Origin of the sequence: Haloarcula sp. CGMCC 1.2071 (genome assembly GCF_037078445.1) — an archaeon.
GTDB classification, from domain to species: domain Archaea; phylum Halobacteriota; class Halobacteria; order Halobacteriales; family Haloarculaceae; genus Haloarcula; species Haloarcula amylolytica.
Map to the genome: position 1 here is coordinate 54964 of NZ_JAYMGY010000013.1, position 18460 is coordinate 73423.

Genomic DNA, 18460 nt, shown 5'->3' on the forward strand with positions numbered 1-18460 from the left:
GGAGAGCAGCGACTAAAAGACTCCCCCGGCAGTATCATTCTAAATAACGGAGTAGAGGGTCTGAGACGGGCCTTCAACTACTCTGGAGTTGTTTTCAGACGGCTCATTCGCTGCCGACTGCGACCCGGGTCCCGCTACGTATCAGTCGCCGAGACGGATCTGGCTGCCTTCTTCGCACCGTAGTACGCCCACTCCGCGCTGTAACAGAACACGCAGCCGCGGAAGGTCGGCCGGTCGAGGCTCCCGGTGTCACCCGTTTCACTGCTCATACCCACCTTTGGTACGACAGCACAATGAACCCCACGGCCACCCCGGTCGCTGACGATACCCGAGCGACACGCTTATTCGGCCGAGACGCCGATTTCGCACAACGCCGATGAGCACGGAGACGCCGGACCCAGACGAGACAGAGACCTTCCAGCAGGTGTGTGCGGAGCTGGTCGACCGGATTCTCGCAGGCGAGGTCGAGCGCGACGACGTCGAATCGGCCAAGATCGACGTCTGTCGGGAGTACTCCGCGCCGAAAGTGCCGAAAAACTCCGAACTGCTCGACTACGCGCCACAGGAGCACCGCGAGGTGCTGGAGGAGGTCCTCCAGCGCAAGCCCGTTCGGACTGCCTCGGGTGTCTCCCCCATCGCTATCATGACCTCACCCGAGCGGTGTCCCCACGGGAAGTGCCTGTACTGTCCCGGCGGTCCCGACTCGGAGTTTTCTTCCGCGCAGTCCTACACCGGCCACGAGCCAGCGGCCGCACGCGGCGAACAGAACGACTACGATCCGTACGGTCAGGTCACCCTCCGGCTCAACCAACTGCGGGAGATCGGTCATCCCGTCGACAAGGCCGAACTCATCGTGATGGGCGGGACGATGACGGCCCGGAGCCACGACTATCAGGAGTGGTTCGTCAAGCGAGCACTGGAGGCGATGAACGACTTCGACGTGGACGGAGAACCGACGCCCGCGGAGGACGTGAGCTTCGCCGAGGACGACTACGAGTTCCGCTATCTGGAGGACGTCATCGCGGAAAACGAGACCGCTGACGTCCGCAACGTCGCCACGACGTTCGAGACGAAGCCGGACTGGTGTGATCCGGAACAGATCGACCGGATGCTCGACCTCGGCGCGACGAAAGTCGAGGTCGGCGTCCAGACGACCTTCGAGCGGATCAACCGCGAGATGCACCGCGGCCACGGCGTCCAGGCCTCTATCGACGCCAACCGCCGACTCCGCGATTCGGGATTCAAAGTCGGCTTCCACATGATGCCGGGCCAGCCCGGGATGTCCAGGGAGATGTGTCTGGAGGACTTCCGGCGCATCTTCGACCAGACGGACTGGCGGCCCGACTACCTCAAAATCTATCCGACGCTGATCGTCGAGGGGACCGTCACCTACGACTGGTGGCGCAAAGACGAGTTCGACCCGTTAGACAACGACGAGGCCGCCGAGCTGGTCGCCGAAATCAAGGACATGATTCCCCGCTACACCCGCCTCCAGCGCGTCCAGCGAGACATCCCGGCGGACTTCATCGAGGGCGGCGTCTGGAAGTCGAACCTCCGCCAGCTCGCCTGGCAGCGGATGGAAGAGCACGACTGGACGTGTGACTGTATCCGCTGTCGGGAGGCCGGCCACAGCGACGATGCCGCCGAGAACATCGAACTCGACGTGATGACCTACGAGGCCTGTGGCGGCACGGAACACTTCATCTCCTTCGAGGACTTCGAGAACGACGTCCTCGTCGGCTTCTGTCGGCTCCGATTCCCCAACGACCCGGTGCGCCGGGAGCTACAGGACACCGCAATCGTGCGCGAACTCCACGTCTACGGCAACGCCGTCGGCGTCGGACAGCAGGGTGACGACGAGGACCACCAGCACAAAGGCTACGGCAAGAAACTGCTGGAAAAAGCGGAAACACTGGCCCGGGACGCCGGCTACCCGAAACTGGCCGTCATCTCCGGTATCGGCGTCCGGCAGTACTACCGGGAGAAGCTGGGGTACAAGCAGGACGGGCCGTACGTGAGCAAGCGTCTCTGATAGCCTCACAGCTGCAGTCTAATCCTTACCGGCCTCAGGTGTGTCCCTGAGCGTCTCATCGATAGATTACAGCCGCACTGTTGTGGGTCCCGCCAGCGAGAGATGCTTTCATCGCGCGACAAGTGACAGGTGCTGACCGAAAGAACGGCCGCCGTTTGAGGTACTATATGTATATCGACACACCGGCCGAGTGGGCTGGGTGCGCCGAACAGACCTGTACCTGTAATGCCGGGGGTCGGCCCTTATCAGAGTAGAACCGGCGGTAGCGGGCGAGATACGTGATAAGAGTACCTTACTTTGCGATTCGCTCCCGCTAACTAATTAGCATACTATCATCGGCCCAGCCATGGGTAAGATTACGGGCCTGTGGCTATCAGCGATGACGCTACTGGCTGTGGTTGCGGTGTCGACGGCCCCGGTGTTCGGGCCGGGTGTCGCAGCCGCGTCCAATCACGAGACAGCGGCTATCGAGGTGACCGACGCCTCGGCGACAAAGACCAACAGTTCCGGTACGACCAGTGCGCCGTTCTCGGTCGTCTCCGGGATGGAGTTCCAGGTGGAGGTCACGGCTGAGAACACCGGAGACAGCGATGGGACGAAACAGGTGGCCGTCACGGCAAACGGCGAGCGAGTTGCGAAGGTCGACGTCGCGGTCGGCGGCGACCAGCAGACGACGGAGACTGTTCCCGTCACCCTCGATGACACCGGCGAGTACGACCTCGCCGTCGATGGAGTCCCGGCCGGAACGGTAACCGTCGTCGAGCCGCCGAACATCACGGTCACCGAGACGACAGTCGACCGGGCTACTGTCACGCGAGGCGAAACCATCGAGGTAACTCATACGCTCGAAAACACTGGCGGGCAAACCGGCGAACTGACGATCATCCCGAAGCTTGAGAACACGGACACCGGAGCGTCCCGGATGGTCAACGAACTCGCCGTCGAGGTCGGTGGCGGCGACACGGAGACGACCTCGTGGACGCTGGACACCGGGAGCCTCGACGAGCTGCCTGCCGGGGCGTACGAACTGCGGGACGGTTCCGGCTCGAACCCGACCATCACCATCGAGGAATCCAAGCAGTTCACCGTCGAGTACTCGCAGCTAAGCGACGACTCGACAGTCACCGGCGAGCCCGTCGACCTGACGGTCCGGATGCAAAACCCCAGAGGCGGGGACGGGTCGGCGACAGAGGACGTCGTTCTGCAGACTGACGGCTCCGAAATCGCCACCCGGACCGTCGAAATCGAGAACGGCGATACGGAGACGCTGGAGTTCTCACCGAGCTTCGACAGCGAGGGTACTTACGACCTGACTATAAACGGCGAATCGGTCGGGACCGTCGACGTTGCGGACGAGGGCTCGCTCCAGATTCAGGACGCCGGGCTCATCGACACCCAGGTCAATACTGACACGGACACGGGTGGCATCGGGACCCGCGAGCCGGAGCTGTGGGTGACGGTGGAGAACACTGGCGGACAGACCGGAACGATTACGCTACCTATCGAAGTTGGCGGCACGCAGGTTGGCCAGGAGTCGGTAACAGTCCCGGCCGATGAGACAGTCAACGAGACGCTCCTCTATCGACTCGAAGGAGCTGTTGACGAGGGCGACCACGAGGTCACGGTCGACGGCGTCACCGCCGGCACCCTGACTGTCGGCCAGCCCGATATTCAGGTCACCGACGCGAGGTGGAACAGAACAACGGTCACTCGGGGCGGAACGGCAGAACTGACGGTGACGGCCAGAAACGACGGGACCGTGACCGCGAAGCAGGAGTTCTGGATCGAAACGGAGAACGAAGCCGTCGACGCCGTCTCGTTCGATCTGGAACCCGATGCATCCGATACGGACACGTACGTGCACACGTTCGAGGAGCCCGGCACGTACCAGTTCACGGTCGGTAGCGAGACTCAGACCGTCACGGTCGAGCAGCCAGCGACGTTCGAGGTCTCCGAAAGGGCGCTGAACACGACGAGGGTGGGCGAGGGCGAGAGCGTCGCGGTCACCGCGACGGTCACGAACACCGGCGACCAGGCCGGTACCTACGAGGTTCCGCTTACGGTCGCTGACGAGCGGGCGAACACCACTGAACTGCAACTGGGGCCCGGAGAATCGACGACCGTTTCGTTCACGGAGCCGTTCACCGCCGTCGGCACGTACCCTATCGACCTCGCCGGCGAGCGGGTCGGGACGGTCCGGGTCTCTGAGGCGGCGACGTTCGAAACCACTAGCGTCGACCTGAACCGAACGGACGTCGTCACCGGGGAGCCGATAGCCGTCACCGCGGCAGTCCGGAACGAAGGCGACCAGACCGGGACGGCCGACGTACGGCTGCAGGCGGACGGCAATACGATAGACACGCAGTCGGTGACACTCGACGGCGGCGAGGAAGCGACCGTCACGTTCGCCCAGTCGTTCAGCGATGCGGGGACGCGGGACATCGCCGTCGACAACCAGTTCGGAGCCAGTGTGACGGTTACGGAACCGGCGACGTTCGAGGTCAGCAACGCGGCGGTCAGTAGCGAGTCTGTGACCCAGGGGGGGTCTGTCGAGCTTAGCGCGACCCTCACGAACACCGGTGGCCAAGCGGGGACTGTCACCGGCGAATTCGCCGTCGCAGGATCTGTTGTGGAGAGCCGAGAAGTAACGCTTGAGGGCGGCGAGGCGACGGAAATAACGTATAACCACGTCTTCAACGACAGCGGGAACTACGTAGTCGACATCAACGGCCAGCGGGCTGGCACTGTCACGGTCAAGGAGCCGGCGGCATTCGACACGGCTGCCGTCGACCTGAACCGGACGAGCGCTCGGACAGGCGAACCGATTGAGGTGACTGCCACCGTTGTCAACAACGGCGACGAGACAGGGACCTCCCCGGTGCGCCTCCAGACCAACGACGACATCGTGGACACGACGAACGTCACGCTCTCGGGCGGGCAACAGACCGAGGTCTCCTTCGTCTACGTCTTCGAGAGCGGCGGGGAGTACGACGTGGCGGTCAACGGTGACTCCGGCGGAAACATCTCAGTGACCCAACCCGCGACGTTCGAGGTTCGCGACGCACAACTGAGTAATTCGTCCACCGAAACCGGCGAGTCAGTGGACGTGTCAGCGACTGTCGCAAACGTCGGGACAGAGAGTGGGAACTACACCGCGGCGCTCACAGAGACCAACCAGACGCTCAAGTCCAGAACCATCGGCCCGATTGTCGGCGGTGAAACAGTAACTGTCTCCTTCAGTATCTCCTTCGACAACGAGGGCAACCGCTCGCTCGCTATTGGCAACGCCGCCACCGAAACGCTTGCCGTCGAAGCCGAAAGCAGTAGTGACGGCGGTGGCGGAGGCGGCGGAGGCGGTGGAGGCGGCGGAGGCGGTGGAGGTGGCGGCTTCGATCTCGACGACGAGTCGGACGAGACCGACGACGGCGGCGGCGCAGAGGCTCCTGCGATCTCGCAGTCCCAGATCGACAACGGAGTCACTGTCCGAGTGACTGCCGACGCCGCGAACTCGACGGTCACCCAGTCGCTGAACCGCTCCGGGCCGTCCGAGACCGCGCCGGCGTTCACCCTCTCTGCACTCTCGCTCGACGTGACCAACGACAGTGATGGATTCAACGTGACGATGCTCGGCCCGCAGGCCACGCCGAACGACAGGACCGAAGTTCAGGCAGACGGTGTGCACGGGTACGTGACCGTCACTTCCGGCGCAAATGCGTCTGCCATCAGTCGGGCGAGGTACACCCTACGGCTCAACGAATCGGCGCTGCCGACCAACGGATCGATGGACGCCGTCCGAGTGTTCCAGTACCACAACGGGTCCTGGAGTCAGCTACCCAGTACCGCCAACGCGACGAACAGGTCCATTCGGGCGACATCATCAAATATCTCGACTATCGCTGTCGTCTCCCCGGTCGCTAATACGTCCATCCCGACGACGACAGCCAGCCCGTCGAATACGAATGCATCGACGCCGACGCCCGCAGAACTCACTGTTGCCGATGCATCCCTGATGGCTGACTGGGTCCGGGCCGGCTTCAACACATCGGCGCGAGCGACCGTCGAGAACCCGACCGACGAAACCGTCGAACAGACGCTGACGGTCACTGTCGACGGCGATTCGGTCGCTTCTCGGACCATTCGACTCGACGCCGGCGAACAAACTACCGTGACGATGGAGTTCGAGGCTGTCGACGGTGCAGTCGCGGTCAACGGCGTCAGTGCCGGTGACCTCCGCGTTGGCTCGAATTCGGCCCCGAGTACAGGCGGGTCCGGGACTGACGAGACTGGTGAAAGCGGCGGCGGTGCGGAGCCAGCCTCCGAGACGGTCTCGGCCTCCGGGCCAGGATTCACCGTTCAGCTGGTCGCACTTGTGCTGGCGTTAATCGGCGGTCTCGTCCGAGTCCATCGTAGAGTGTAGAGGTCGTACGGACGACGGATTTTCCGGCCTCACTACCGGTTCTGTGTATGAAGGTCGACCTTACCGATGGTTTGGCTGCTGGGTAACTAATCCTTTACTCGCGTACCTCCCTGTATGAGCGAGGTCAAAAAACTCTTTGCTGCTGTCACTATCGTGTTCGGCACCGCTGCGCTCGCGTCCGTATTCGCTGTCGGCAGCGTGGGTGCCTCCGGCGCCGGCCCCCAGAACGGTGTATCGGACGCCGCAGTGAGCACACCCGGAGCCGCCGTCGAATCTATTATCGAATCCGACTCTGAGAGACTACTCTTTCAGGCGAACGAGACGGACACACCGACCGACGGCGAGCAGACTGCGGAGGCCCAACAGACGCCGACGGAACAGCCGCAGACAGACTCCGAAGAAACCGAAGACCCGACTGAGAGCGACCAGACGGAGGAACCCACGGAGAGCCCGGAGACACCGACTGAGAGCGACCAGACGGAGGAACCCACGGAGAGCCCGGAGACACCGACTGAGAGCGACCAGACGGAGGAATCGACCGAAAACGAAGAAACGGAAGAGCCGACGCAAACCGAGGACCCCACAGATAGAGAACAGGCCGAGACACAGACCCAGACTGAAGAACCGACTGACAGTGAGGAGACCGAGGAACCCACCGACCGTGAGGAGACTGAAGAACCGACAGACGCTGAAGAGACTGAAGAACCAACGGACAGTGAGGAGACCGAAGAACCGACGGACGGTGGAGAGACTGAGAAACCAACGGACAGTGAAGAGACCGAGGAACCCACTGACCGTGAGGAGACCGAGGCACCGACGGACAGTGAAAGAACTGAGAACGGTACACAGGAGGAAACTGAGGCGGATAGCGATGTCGGCGCTGCCGACACTGACGACTCAGGTGGCAACTCCGACGACGATACCGACTCCAGTGGAGACGGTTCGAACGACTCAGGCGACTCCGACAATAGCGGCTCCGAGGACTCTGACGGCTCGGACAACGACGATGACTCCCGGTCTGACGGTGGAATCTATGACGAGATCACGGGGACGGATGGCGATAACAACGGGACGGCGACCGATGGGGCGAACGCAACCGCGCGGAACGGAACAGCAGGCGGGGGCGCGCCCGCTGGCAACACGGCCGGCGACGGGAACGAAACCGCCGGATTCGGGACCGAAGTGGGTACCGATGGGGAACCCACTCCCGAAGGACAGGGGAACGCCGATTTGCGGATCAGGGAGGCCTCACTGTCGGCTGACTGGGTTCGGGCCGGGTTCAATACGACCGTGCGAACGACAGTAAAGAACGCCCGTCCGCGGCCAGTCAACGAGACACTGACGGTGACGGTCGACGGCGAACCGGTGACGACGGACGAAGTGGCGCTCGATCCCGAGGAAGAGACGGTCGTCGAGACAGAGTTCGAGGCGGTCAACGGAACCGTCCGGGTCAACGGCGAGACGGCGGGTCCGCTCACAGTCGAAAACCAATCCGTTCCGGCCACTGACAGCGACGACAGGGCAACGACCGCGGCACAGGGCCCCGGGTTCACTCTCCCACAAGCGGGCGTCGGTGTCGCGATACTCGCCGTCGTCGGCTGGACGCGTCGGGGCTTCTGACGGCAGCGGGACCATTGAATCGGACCACTGGCGGGCGGTCCGAACTGCTTGTGTGGTGGATTTTTACTCGTACCGCCCGACTGGTCAGTATGGCTCGTAACCTCGCAGTCGTTGGTGCCGGTGGTGCCGGCGCGGCGGCAACGTACGCACTCCGTGATGCGGACGTCGACGTAACAGTGTTCGAGAAGAGCCGCGGCGTCTGCGGGCGCGCTGCGACCCGGCGACACGGCGACTGCACGTACGAGTACGGGGCGAACTATCTCAAGGCGGACGACGGCCGCGTGACGGAACTGGTCACGGAGTCGCTCCCGACCGAGGGACTCGTCGATATCGAGGAACCGGTGTACGCGTTCGACAGGACCGGGGAAATCGACGCCGGACGGGACGCTGACGAACACAAATGGACGTACGAGGCAGGCATCACACAGCTCGCAAAGCGGCTGTTCGGCGAGACCGACGCCGAGGTAGAGAACGGCGTCCGGGTCGAGCGCCTGGAGCGCCAGCGCGACGGCTGGCGGCTCGAGGACGACGACGGAGCGGATCTGGGGCACTTCGACGCCGCGCTGCTGACACCGCCGGCCCCGCAGACGGCCGACCTGCTGGGCCAGTCGCGCTGGGACCACGACGACTGCCGCGAACTTCGGCAGGAGATCGCTTCAGTCCCCTATCGAACGGTCATCGCCGGAGTGTTGCACTACCCCTTCGAACTCGACGTGCCGTGGTACGCCGCGGTCAACGGCGACAAGGACCACGACATCGGCTGGATCGGCCGCGAGGAGTGCAAGGACGGCCACGTCCCCGACAGCGACTCCCTGCTGCTGGTCCAGATGAACGAGCCGTGGTCGATTGCGAACTACGACGAACACCCGGACACGCTCGTCGACGACATCGCGACGCGGACGGCTCGACTGCTGGACGACGACCGCTTGGCCGACCCGGACTGGACCGACCATCAGCACTGGCGCTACTCCCAGCCCGAGGGCGAGGTCGACCACGACCTGCTGGCGTGTGCGGCCGAGCACGACCTGCACTTCGCCGGCGACTGGGTGGCCGGCGAGGGGCGGCTCCACGCGGCGCTACGGAACGGACTGGAGACGGGCGAGGCAATCGCCGACGGCGGCTAACGGAACGCCTTTGGGTGCCCGCCGACAGCCACCGACATGGACCACAAGCGGGAACTGACGAGCGTCGACCTCGCCGCCCTGGAGGGCGAACTCGCCGGCTACGAGGGCGCGAAGCTCGACAAGGCGTACCTCTACCCCGAGGACGACCTCGTCAGACTGAAGCTCCGGGACTTCGACCGCGGCCGCGTCGAGTTCCTCATCGAGGTCGGCGACGTCAAGCGCGCCCACGCCGCCGATCCGGCACACGTCCCCGACGCACCGGGCCGTCCGCCGGACTTCGCGATGATGCTCCGGAACCGGCTGTCGGGGGCCGACCTCGTCCGCGTCGAGCAGTTCGAGTTCGACCGCATCATCGAACTGGAGTTCGACCGCGAGGACGCCTCGACCACCATCGTCGCGGAGCTGTTCGGCGACGGCAACGTCGCCGTGCTGGACGAACACGGCGAGGTCATCGACTGTCTGGAGACGGTCAGGCTCAAATCACGCACCGTCGCGCCGGGGACGCCCTACGAGTTCCCCTCGGCGCGGTTCAATCCGATGACCGTCGATTACGACGGGTTCGTCGCTCGAATCAAGGAATCCGATGCCGACCTCGTCCGGACGCTGGCGACGCAACTGAACTTCGGCGGCCTCTACGGCGAGGAGCTGTGTACCCGCGCCGGCATCGATTACAACGTCGCCGTCGACGAACTCGACGAGTCTGATTTCGAGCGGCTGTACGAGCTCATCGACCAGATGGGGACGCGCCTACGTGAGGGGGACGTGGACCCACGGGTGTACTACGAGGCGCTCGATGACGGTGATGGCGCGGGCAGTGCAGACCCCGACGACGAACCGGACCGCCGACGCGTCGATGTGACACCGATCCCGCTGGAAGAGTATGAAGAACTCTATAGCGAGTCTTTCACGGAGTTCAACCCCGCGCTGGACGACTACTTCTTCAATTTCCAGCGGGAGGAGGAAGTCGAGGGCGGCGAGACCCAGCGGCCGGACTTCGAGGCCGAGATAGAGAAACAGCGGCGCATCATCCAGCAGCAGGAACAGGCCATCGAGGACTTCGAGGCCGACGCCGAGGTCGAACGGGAGAAGGCCGAACTGCTGTACGCGAACTACGACCTCGTCGACGACGTGCTTTCGACGGTTCAGGCCGCCCGCGCGGACGACGTGTCCTGGGACGACATCGAGGCGAAGTTCAACGAGGGAGCTGACCGCGGCATCGCAGCCGCCGAAGCGGTCGTCTCACTGGACGGAAGCGAGGGGACGGTGACCCTTGACATCGACGGCACGCGCGTCACGGTCGACGCCTTCACCGGCGTCGAGAAGAACGCCGACGAGCTGTACAAGGAGGCCAAGCGCATCGAGGAGAAAAAGGAGGGCGCGCTCGCCGCCATCGAGAACACCCGCGAGGACCTCGAAGCGGTCAAGGAGCGCCGCGACGAGTGGGAGGCCGACGACGGCGAAGGCGACGCCGACGAGGACGAGGGCGAGGACGAACCGACCGACTGGCTCTCGATGCAGTCCATTCCCACCCGTTCGACCGAGCACTGGTACGAGCAGTTCCGCTGGTTCCACACCTCGGACGGCTTCCTCGTCATCGGCGGACGGGACGCCGACGACAACGAGGAACTCGTCCAGAAGTATCTGGAGGGCGGTGACAAGTTCTTCCACGCGCAGGCCCACGGCGGCCCGGTCACGGTCCTCAAAGCCACCGGTCCCAGCGAGCCGTCCAAAGAGGTGGACTTCCCACAGTCTTCACTGGACCAGGCCGCACAGTTCGCTGTCTCGTACTCCTCTGTCTGGAAAGACGGGAAGTTCGCCGGCGACGTGTACATGGTCGACCCCGACCAGGTGTCGAAGACGCCGGAAAGCGGCGAATATCTGGAGAAGGGCGGCTTCGCCATCCGCGGCGACCGGACGTACTTCGAGTCCACGCCGGCCGGCATCGCCGTCGGCATCACCTGTGACGACGAGACGCGGGTCATCGGCGGCCCACCGGCGGCCATCGAGGGCCAGGCCGCGACGAGCATCACCGTCGAACCGGGCCAGTACGCCCAGAACGACATCGCCAAGCGGCTGTACCGGGAGTTCAAGGACCGCTTCGCCGACGAGACGTTCGTCCGCAAGGTCGCCAGCCCGGACCAGATACAGGAGTTCCTGCCGCCCGGCGGCAGCCGAATGACTGAGGAGTGACGATGCCGGGAGAGAAACGCTACGCTGGAGGGGGCTGTCCGCATGAGTGACCTCGGGAAAATCGACCGTGAAGTGTTCGATACCGTCATCTACCCGGAACTGGGTGCGGACCGAGAGGACGTGGTCCTCGGGCCGACACACGGCGTCGACTTCGGCGTCATCGACGTGGGCGGCGACGCCCTCGTCACGGCCACCGATCCACTGTCGGTGCTCCCCGATCTGGGATTCGAACGGGCTGGCCGGTTCGCGCTCGACGTGGTCCTGGCCGACGTCGCCGTTTCCGGTATCCCGCCGTCACACCTCTCCGTGACGTTCACCCTCCCGCCAGAGATGAGCGACGACGAGTTGGCGGCGATGTGGCACGGCTTTGCGGGGCGGGCCGAGGAAGTCGGCGTGAGCGTCGTCACCGGCCACACCGCTCGCTACGCCGGCGTCGACTACTCCTGGGTCGGTGGTGCGACGGTGCTCGGCGTCGGGTCCCACGACGACATCGTCCGGCCGGACGGCGCTCGGCCGGGCGACAAACTGGTCGTCGGTACCGGCCCCGGGGCCGAAGTCACGGGTCTGTTCGCGACCCTCTTTCCGGAGCAGGTCGGGCTGTCGCCCGACCGAACCGCTATCGCACAGGAGCGACTGGCCGACACCGCGCTCGTCGAGGACGCGATGGCCGCGGCGAACGCCGGCAACGTGACGGCGATGCACGACGCCACCGAGGGCGGCATCACCGGCGCGTTCATCGAAATGGCCGACGGTGCGTCGGCACGATTCGACGTGGATAGCGAGGTGATGCCGGTCGCCGAAGGCGTCGGCGCGCTCTGTGACGCGCTCGATATCGACCCCTGGCACGTCAGCAGTTGCGGGACGCTTCTGGCTGCCGTCGATCCTGCGGACGCCGATAGCGTCGTCACCGCGCTCCGTGACCGTGGGACGCCGGCCGCCGTCGTCGGCGAGGTGACCGACGGCTCGGGGCTGTACGTCGACGGCACCCGACAATCCCACCCCGGGGCGGACCCGTCGTGGGATGCCTTTGGGCGCCTGCAGGCGGCTGCCGAGGGCGACACAGACCAGCGGTGAGACACGGAGCCCCTCCCGACGCGAACTGACAGCACGTCACACCTACTGCTATATATGCTTGTAAGGCGTATTATACTTCAATGTGACATATCGTCGTGACTGACGTGGCAGCGGCCACGCCAGCCAGGCTACTGTCACGGAGACTCATCATGTTCCAAGAAGCCATATCGTATCCGCGGGACGGCGACAGCGCAGTGAAAACCATCGCTATCGGGGGTGCGTTGCTGTTCCTGAGTTTCCTCGTCGTTCCGCTGTTCTTCGTGTTCGGGTACGTCGTCCGGTCACTCCGGGCCGTGATGAACGGGGAGACGACGCCGCCGGAGTTCGACGAATGGGGCGACCTGGGCATAGACGGGCTGAAGGCGTTCGCTATCGGATTCGTTTACTCGCTGGTCCCGACGGTGATCACAGGGACAGCACTGTTTCTCACTGTTGCCACCTTCGGACCCAGCGAGACCGTCTTCAGTGGCGTAATCACGGGATTGCTCCTCACAGTCGCCGCGCTCGGAATGCTCGCGATTTCCCTGGCCGCAGTGTACATTGTTCCGGCCGCCGTCGTCGCCTACGTTCGGACCGACAGCGTCGCTGCGGCGTTCTCGCCGAGTGACCTCCGCCCGCTCCTGTTCAGCCGCACCTACGCTACTGGCTGGGTCGTCGCGTTCGGTATCAGCCTCCTCGCCGGCGTCGTCGTCAGCGTCCTGAGCGCCACCGTCGTCGGTTCCGTCCTGACCCCCTTCGTAGTGTTCTACGCGTACGTGGCCGGGGCCTACGCTATCGGGACCGCTGTCAGGGAGATGCCGGATATCGCCTCTGAACCCGCGACGCCCGCTGCAGGCTCGGTCGCCTGATTAGTTCGGTCACGGGTTTCCTGTCCCAGCGAATCGAATGGCAGAACACTTGTGTCCCTGAAGCGGACGCTTCAGTATGCAAATACAGAGTCAGGAGACCACCGCCGAAGGGGCAGAGCGCATCGAGGTGGTCCCCGAGACGCTGGACGACCTCTGGCATCTCTCGTACGTCATCGAGCCGGGGGACCTCGTCTCCGGCGACACGACGCGGCGCATCCAGCGCAACGACGACAACCTCCGGGACAAGGGCGGCGAGCGCGAGCCGATGTGGATTCAGATCGAAGTCACCGACGTGGAGTTCGCGAAGTTCGCCAACCGCCTCCGGGTCGGCGGCGAAATCGTCGACTGCTCCCGCGAGGACCAGCTGGGCTTTCACCACACGCTCAACGTCGAGGAACACACCGAACTCACCGTCGAGAAACACCTCAAGCCCGACCAGGCCGACCGCCTTGAGGAAGCCGTCGAAGCGACGGAGAACCCCGACGTGGCAATCGCGACCGTCGAGGAGGGTGAGGCCCACGTCCACACTGTCGCCCAGTACGGCACCGAGGAGCGGGCGACCATCACCTCGACGACTGGCAAGGGGGAGTACGCCCGCCCGCGGAAGGAACTGTTCGACGAACTGGCGTCAGTCCTCAAACGCCAGGACGTGGACGCCTACATCCTCGCCGGCCCCGGTTTCACTAAGCAGGACGCGCTCGACCACTTCCAGGACGAAATTCCGGACGTCGCCGAGCAGATTACCGTCGTGGATACGTCTGCTGTCGGCGACCGAGGCGTCCACGAAGTGCTCAAACGCGGCGCTGTCGAGGACGTGCAACAGCAGACCCGCATCGCCGAGGAAGCCGACTACATCGACGAACTGATGGAGCGCATCGGCTCCGGCTCGGAAGTGGCGTACGGCCCGGAGGAAGTCGCCAAGGCGGCCGATTACGGCGCTATCGAGACGCTGCTCGTGCTCGACGAGCGGCTCCGACTGGAGCGGGCCGGCGAGGGCGACTGGGACATCGACGTCGACCAGATCATCGAGACGACAGAGCAGAAGGGGGGCGACGTGACCGTCTTCTCCGCGGAGTTCGCGCCCGGCCAGCAGCTCTCGAACCTCGGTGGCATCGCCGCGCTACTTCGGTACCGACTCGATTGAGACCGCGGATTTGCGGTATATGTCTGCTACCAGTCACTCTCTCGGTGAAACTCCCGAAACCGTTTTTTGCCCCGCTCACTATTGCTACGTCGTTCCAATGTCTGCGAGGAGTGGGTGATATGTCGTTCGAAGAACAACAGGACTTTGCCAGACAGGTCGCCGACCTGAACAAGTACGGGCAGGCGCTCAATCGGTGTGAGTCCGTCGACGAGGTCGTTTCCCTCACGCTCGAAGCGATGTCGCTGCTGTTCGAGTTCTCCTACTCTACGTTCGTCGAGGTTCGTGACGACGACCTCCGGGTCGTCCACAGCACGAACCCGAATCTCGTTCAGGGCGAGTCACCCAGTGACCTGGCTCGACGGGCGCAGGAGGCTGGCGAGACGGTCGTTGAACAGGGCACTGACGCCGCTGTCACGGCCGACTCGGACGTGACGGGTGCGCTGGCTGTCCCGGCCCGAATGGGTGACGAGGTGACAGCGGTGTTGGTCACTCGGTCCCAAACTGTCGAGGAGTTCGGGGACGAGTACGTCAGGCCGATGGAAATTCTGGCGACCCACGCCGCGACGGCCATCTCCAACATCCGTTCCCGCGAACGGCTAGAACGGGCACACCGGGACCTGGAACGGCGAAAGGAGATGATCGAGATGTACGACCGGCTTCTCCGCCACGACCTGGGCAACGACCTTCAGGTCATCGCCGGGTTCGCCGATGTCGTCGCGGGACAGGTCGACGGCCAGATCGAGGAGTACGCCGGCAAGATACAGCGTGCGGCCGAGAGCGCCGCCGACCTCATCCAGCGCGTCGGCGACCTCGTCTCGACGCTAGAGGCGCAGGACAACCCGGAGCCACAGGACCTCGCGACGGTTCTCGGGGACACAGTCCGGGATGTCAGAGCCAACTACGGGTCACTGACTATCGATTTCGAGCCGTCAGCGTTCGAGTATCAGGTGTACGGCGGCGACCTGCTCGACTCGGTGTTCACGAACATCATGTCCAACGCGGCGGTCCACAACGAGGACGAGGTCCATATGCGAGTGGCACCGGCGGAGGTCACCCCTGATGAGGTTACCGTCTGTTTCGCCGACGATGGGTCGGGTGTCTCGCCAGACCTGCGCGAGAATATCTTTGAGATGGGCGTGAAAGGACAGGAGAGTCCCGGGACCGGCTTCGGTCTCGGGTTCGTCCGGGCGCTGACCGAGTCCTACGGTGGCAGGGTCAGCGTGGCCGAAAGCGACGCGGGCGGGGCCGAGTTCCGCGTCACGCTCGAACGCGTCTAGCTGACTGTTATCGTCAGACCGTCCTCGGCGAACTGCACGTCGCCGTCGTAGCTGTCCGCTATCGACGCCAGCATCTCCTCGTGTCGTCCCTCCGTGTGTGGATACAGGTGGGTGAGATACACACGTCCGACCTCGGCGTCGGCATCACGAAGCGTCTCGCCGAGCCTCGTCGGCGTCGGGTGGTTCGACACGTCCACGTCGTCCGGGAACGAGCAGTCGTGGACGAGCACTGCCGAGCCGTCGGCGAATTCGACGAGGTCGGTGAATGCCTCTGAGTCCGCGCCGAGCGTTATCGCCGGGCCGTCCCCGACGGAGAGCCGGTAGGCGAAACACTGCATCGAGTGGCGCGTCTTGCAGGTGTCGCCGCTGAAGCCAGCCAGTTCGAACGGTGCGCTATCGAGATCTCTGAGCGTCAGGTCCAGTCGGTCCTGCATATAGTCGTGTGTTTCGAGCAGGTCCCGAACCAGGTCGCTCGTGCCCGGTGGCCCCGCGATTGTGAGCTCTGTTTCGCCGGCCAGCCAGCGGGCCTTCATCAGCACGTCGAGGTCGGAAACGTGGTCCAGATGGTGGTGGGTCAGCAAGACGGTGTCGACGCCTTCGTAGCCCGCGTCTGTTCGGGCCAGCGAGTGCAACACGCCACTGCCACAGTCGACGAGCAGCCGGTTTCCGTCGCGTTCCAGCAGATAGCCGGACTGCATTCGAGAGCCGGTGGGCATGGCGCTGCCGGTACCGAGAAACGTGAGACGCATACCGGACGACAGCGAGCGAACGGACAAAGGCGTTGGTGTCTGGGAGTGGGGAAAACCACCAGGGAGCGTCAGCGGAGTGAGGGCGGTGGCCGTCGGCGGGGACGGGGTCAGGGCGGCTCGGGGGCAGGTCACCCGTCGACGGCGCAGTTCATGCTTTGGACGGGGATAGCAAAAGCCCACCTGTGGCTCAAAACGCGTTTTAAGCGAACCCGAGCCGCGACAAAACCGCGAAACGGAGCGGGAGACACTTGTGCGAGCACGACGAGATGCGACTATGAAGAAATCACTCGACGAACACGCCGAGCGGTTCTCCGAGCACGCCGACGCCTACGACGAGGACCAGGATTCGGCGGCGTATCGCGCCTGTGTCGACTTCGTTGTCGAGCACGCGGCCCCCGAAAGCGACGACGTAGTCCTCGACCTCGGCACGGGGACCGGAGCGATTGCGTTCGCGCTCGCGCCCGACGCGCGTGAGATTATCGGCCGCGACATCAGCGACGGAATGTTGGACAAAGCCCGGGAGAAGGCCGACGAGCGAGGCGTCGAGAACGTGAGCTTCGGCAACGGTCGCTTCCGCGCACCGAACGTCGACCGCCCGGTGGACATCGTCACGTCGAACTTCGCGATGCACCACCTCGGCGACGACGAGAAACGCGAGGCAATCGACACCATCGCCGACCTGGGGCCGCGACGTATCGTCCTCGGGGACGTGATGCTGTTCGGCGACGACGACCCCGACGCGCCGTTTTACAGCCCCGAGGTCGACGACCCGGCAACGGTCGGCGTCCTTGCCGACGCCTTCACCGACGCCGGCTACGCACTGACGGGCGTCGAGATGGTCACCGAGCAGGCTGGCGTGCTGGTCGCCGAACGGATCGATTCGAACTGAATCGACTGGCCCGCTAAACCGGCTCAGCGGTAGTTCCTGTACGCCCAGAACGAGACGTACAGTGTCAGGACCAGCAGCCCACCGAGGAAGAAGGCCACGCCGGGTTCGAGGTCGATGCCACCACTGGCCGCGGCGTCGGTCGTCAGTTGCCGCGCTTCCTCGGTCATCGCCTCGACCGGGGTGTCGGCTTCCGGAGCCGGAGTGCTTTCCGGAGCCGGCGTGGCTTCCGGCGTCTCCGTCGCCTCGGCTATCTGGAACCCGCCGTCGTCTGTCTCCGTCGGGGCTGGCGTGGGTTCGGCCGTCGCGGCCGTCTCGTTCGCCGCTTCGAGACTCTCGGCGTCCTCGCCGCCCTGGGCACCGTCACCGGCGGCTCCCGAATCGCCGGCCCCCGAACTTCCGAACTGAATCGGGAACTGCCCGAGCAGGAGTTGCAGCATGACGCTGGCGGCGGTGAGGATACCGACGACAGGCAGGACGCGGCGGACGAGCGACCGGAGCGACTGCTTGCGCTCCTGCGTTCCGACGAACAACACAAGCGGGTCCTCCGGGGGCTCGTACACCTTCATCTCCTGGCCTTTCTCGGAGTACTGGACCCCGGCGACGGTGATGAGTTCCTCGTCTTCCAGCTTCTCCAGGTGATAGGATACCTTCTGGATTGACATATCGAGCCGGTCGGCCAGTTCAGAGGGTGTTCCCGGATCGTCGTAGACGGTGTTGAGGATTTCTCTGGCCGTTTCCGAGGAGAGGGCATCGAGGACATCTGAGACGTCTTCGTCGACCCCGACGACCTGTAGCTCCCCGTCCTGTGAGGTGCTCGTGTCGGGACCGCGGGAGGGCAGCAACGACATATATTCCGTTCACTGCCGCCCAGCGTAATGAATCTCGTGGAACCTCACAGGCCCATTTGAGTCTCAGAGCCCGCTATCGAAGGCGAACGACACACCTTCTGGTGACAGCGGGACGTTCGATATGCAGTATCAGTCGATCACATCGAAAGCCCACAAACCCCTCTAGTAGAGCTTGAATCCATGACTTCGATGCGTGGCCAGTTCTCGAAGTGAGACGGACGGTGAGTTTCGGCGGTGAGGAGTCGTGG

The 18460-nt window shown here is 64.2% G+C and carries 13 protein-coding genes; 10 read left to right on the forward strand and 3 right to left on the reverse strand.

Translation table 11 applies throughout. The features are described from left to right. Window positions 1-134 precede the first annotated feature (134 nt). Window positions 135-269 carry a hypothetical protein gene (locus tag VI234_RS17795; protein ID WP_336330771.1) on the reverse strand — a complete coding sequence of 45 codons (135 nt, stop codon included), beginning with the start codon at window positions 267-269 and terminating at the stop codon, window positions 135-137. Between the two features lie 107 nt (window positions 270-376). Here VI234_RS17795 and VI234_RS17800 point away from each other — a divergent pair, with 107 nt between their 5' ends. The 9 genes from VI234_RS17800 (at window position 377) to VI234_RS17840 (ending at window position 15726) form a co-directional block, all read left to right on the forward strand. Further along, window positions 377-2032 carry a tRNA uridine(34) 5-carboxymethylaminomethyl modification radical SAM/GNAT enzyme Elp3 gene (locus VI234_RS17800; protein ID WP_336330772.1) on the forward strand — a complete coding sequence of 552 codons (1656 nt, stop codon included), beginning with the start codon at window positions 377-379 and terminating at the stop codon, window positions 2030-2032. 379 nt (window positions 2033-2411) lie between these two features. After that, on the forward strand, window positions 2412-6449 hold the full coding sequence (locus VI234_RS17805; protein WP_442905033.1) for a CARDB domain-containing protein: 4038 nt from the start codon (window positions 2412-2414) through the stop codon (window positions 6447-6449). A gap of 114 nt (window positions 6450-6563) precedes the next feature. Next, entirely contained in the window at window positions 6564-8069 is a 1506-nt protein-coding gene (locus tag VI234_RS17810; RefSeq protein WP_336330774.1) for a hypothetical protein, read from the forward strand. An 89-nt stretch (window positions 8070-8158) separates the two neighbouring features. Next, window positions 8159-9193, forward strand: a complete 1035-nt coding sequence (locus tag VI234_RS17815) for an NAD(P)/FAD-dependent oxidoreductase (protein WP_336330775.1) — start codon at window positions 8159-8161, stop codon at window positions 9191-9193. Window positions 9194-9229: 36 nt separating this feature from the next. Further along, window positions 9230-11383 (forward strand): ribosome rescue protein RqcH, encoded by a 2154-nt coding sequence (rqcH, locus tag VI234_RS17820; protein WP_336330776.1) that lies wholly within the window; start codon window positions 9230-9232, stop codon window positions 11381-11383. 42 nt (window positions 11384-11425) lie between these two features. Beyond that, window positions 11426-12457 (forward strand): AIR synthase family protein, encoded by a 1032-nt coding sequence (locus VI234_RS17825; protein WP_336330777.1) that lies wholly within the window; start codon window positions 11426-11428, stop codon window positions 12455-12457. Window positions 12458-12606: 149 nt separating this feature from the next. Further along, window positions 12607-13305: a DUF4013 domain-containing protein gene (locus tag VI234_RS17830; protein ID WP_008309068.1), complete on the forward strand. Its 699-nt coding sequence runs from the start codon at window positions 12607-12609 to the stop codon at window positions 13303-13305. A gap of 76 nt (window positions 13306-13381) precedes the next feature. Then, entirely contained in the window at window positions 13382-14449 is a 1068-nt protein-coding gene (locus VI234_RS17835; protein WP_004592649.1) for an mRNA surveillance protein pelota, read from the forward strand. A gap of 119 nt (window positions 14450-14568) precedes the next feature. Continuing rightward, window positions 14569-15726: a sensor histidine kinase gene (locus tag VI234_RS17840; RefSeq protein WP_336330778.1), complete on the forward strand. Its 1158-nt coding sequence runs from the start codon at window positions 14569-14571 to the stop codon at window positions 15724-15726. Here VI234_RS17840 and VI234_RS17845 read toward each other — a convergent pair. Beyond that, window positions 15723-16475: an MBL fold metallo-hydrolase gene (locus VI234_RS17845; RefSeq protein ID WP_336330779.1), complete on the reverse strand. Its 753-nt coding sequence runs from the start codon at window positions 16473-16475 to the stop codon at window positions 15723-15725. The genes VI234_RS17840 and VI234_RS17845 overlap by 4 nt on opposite strands. 274 nt (window positions 16476-16749) lie before the next feature. On the opposite strand from VI234_RS17845, the gene VI234_RS17850 reads away from it, so the two are divergent. Next, on the forward strand, window positions 16750-17364 hold the full coding sequence (locus VI234_RS17850) for a class I SAM-dependent methyltransferase (protein WP_336330780.1): 615 nt from the start codon (window positions 16750-16752) through the stop codon (window positions 17362-17364). Window positions 17365-17387: 23 nt separating this feature from the next. Here VI234_RS17850 and VI234_RS17855 read toward each other — a convergent pair whose 3' ends face one another. Then, window positions 17388-18212 carry an ArsR/SmtB family transcription factor gene (locus VI234_RS17855; RefSeq protein WP_336330781.1) on the reverse strand — a complete coding sequence of 275 codons (825 nt, stop codon included), beginning with the start codon at window positions 18210-18212 and terminating at the stop codon, window positions 17388-17390. Window positions 18213-18460: the final 248 nt, after the last annotated feature.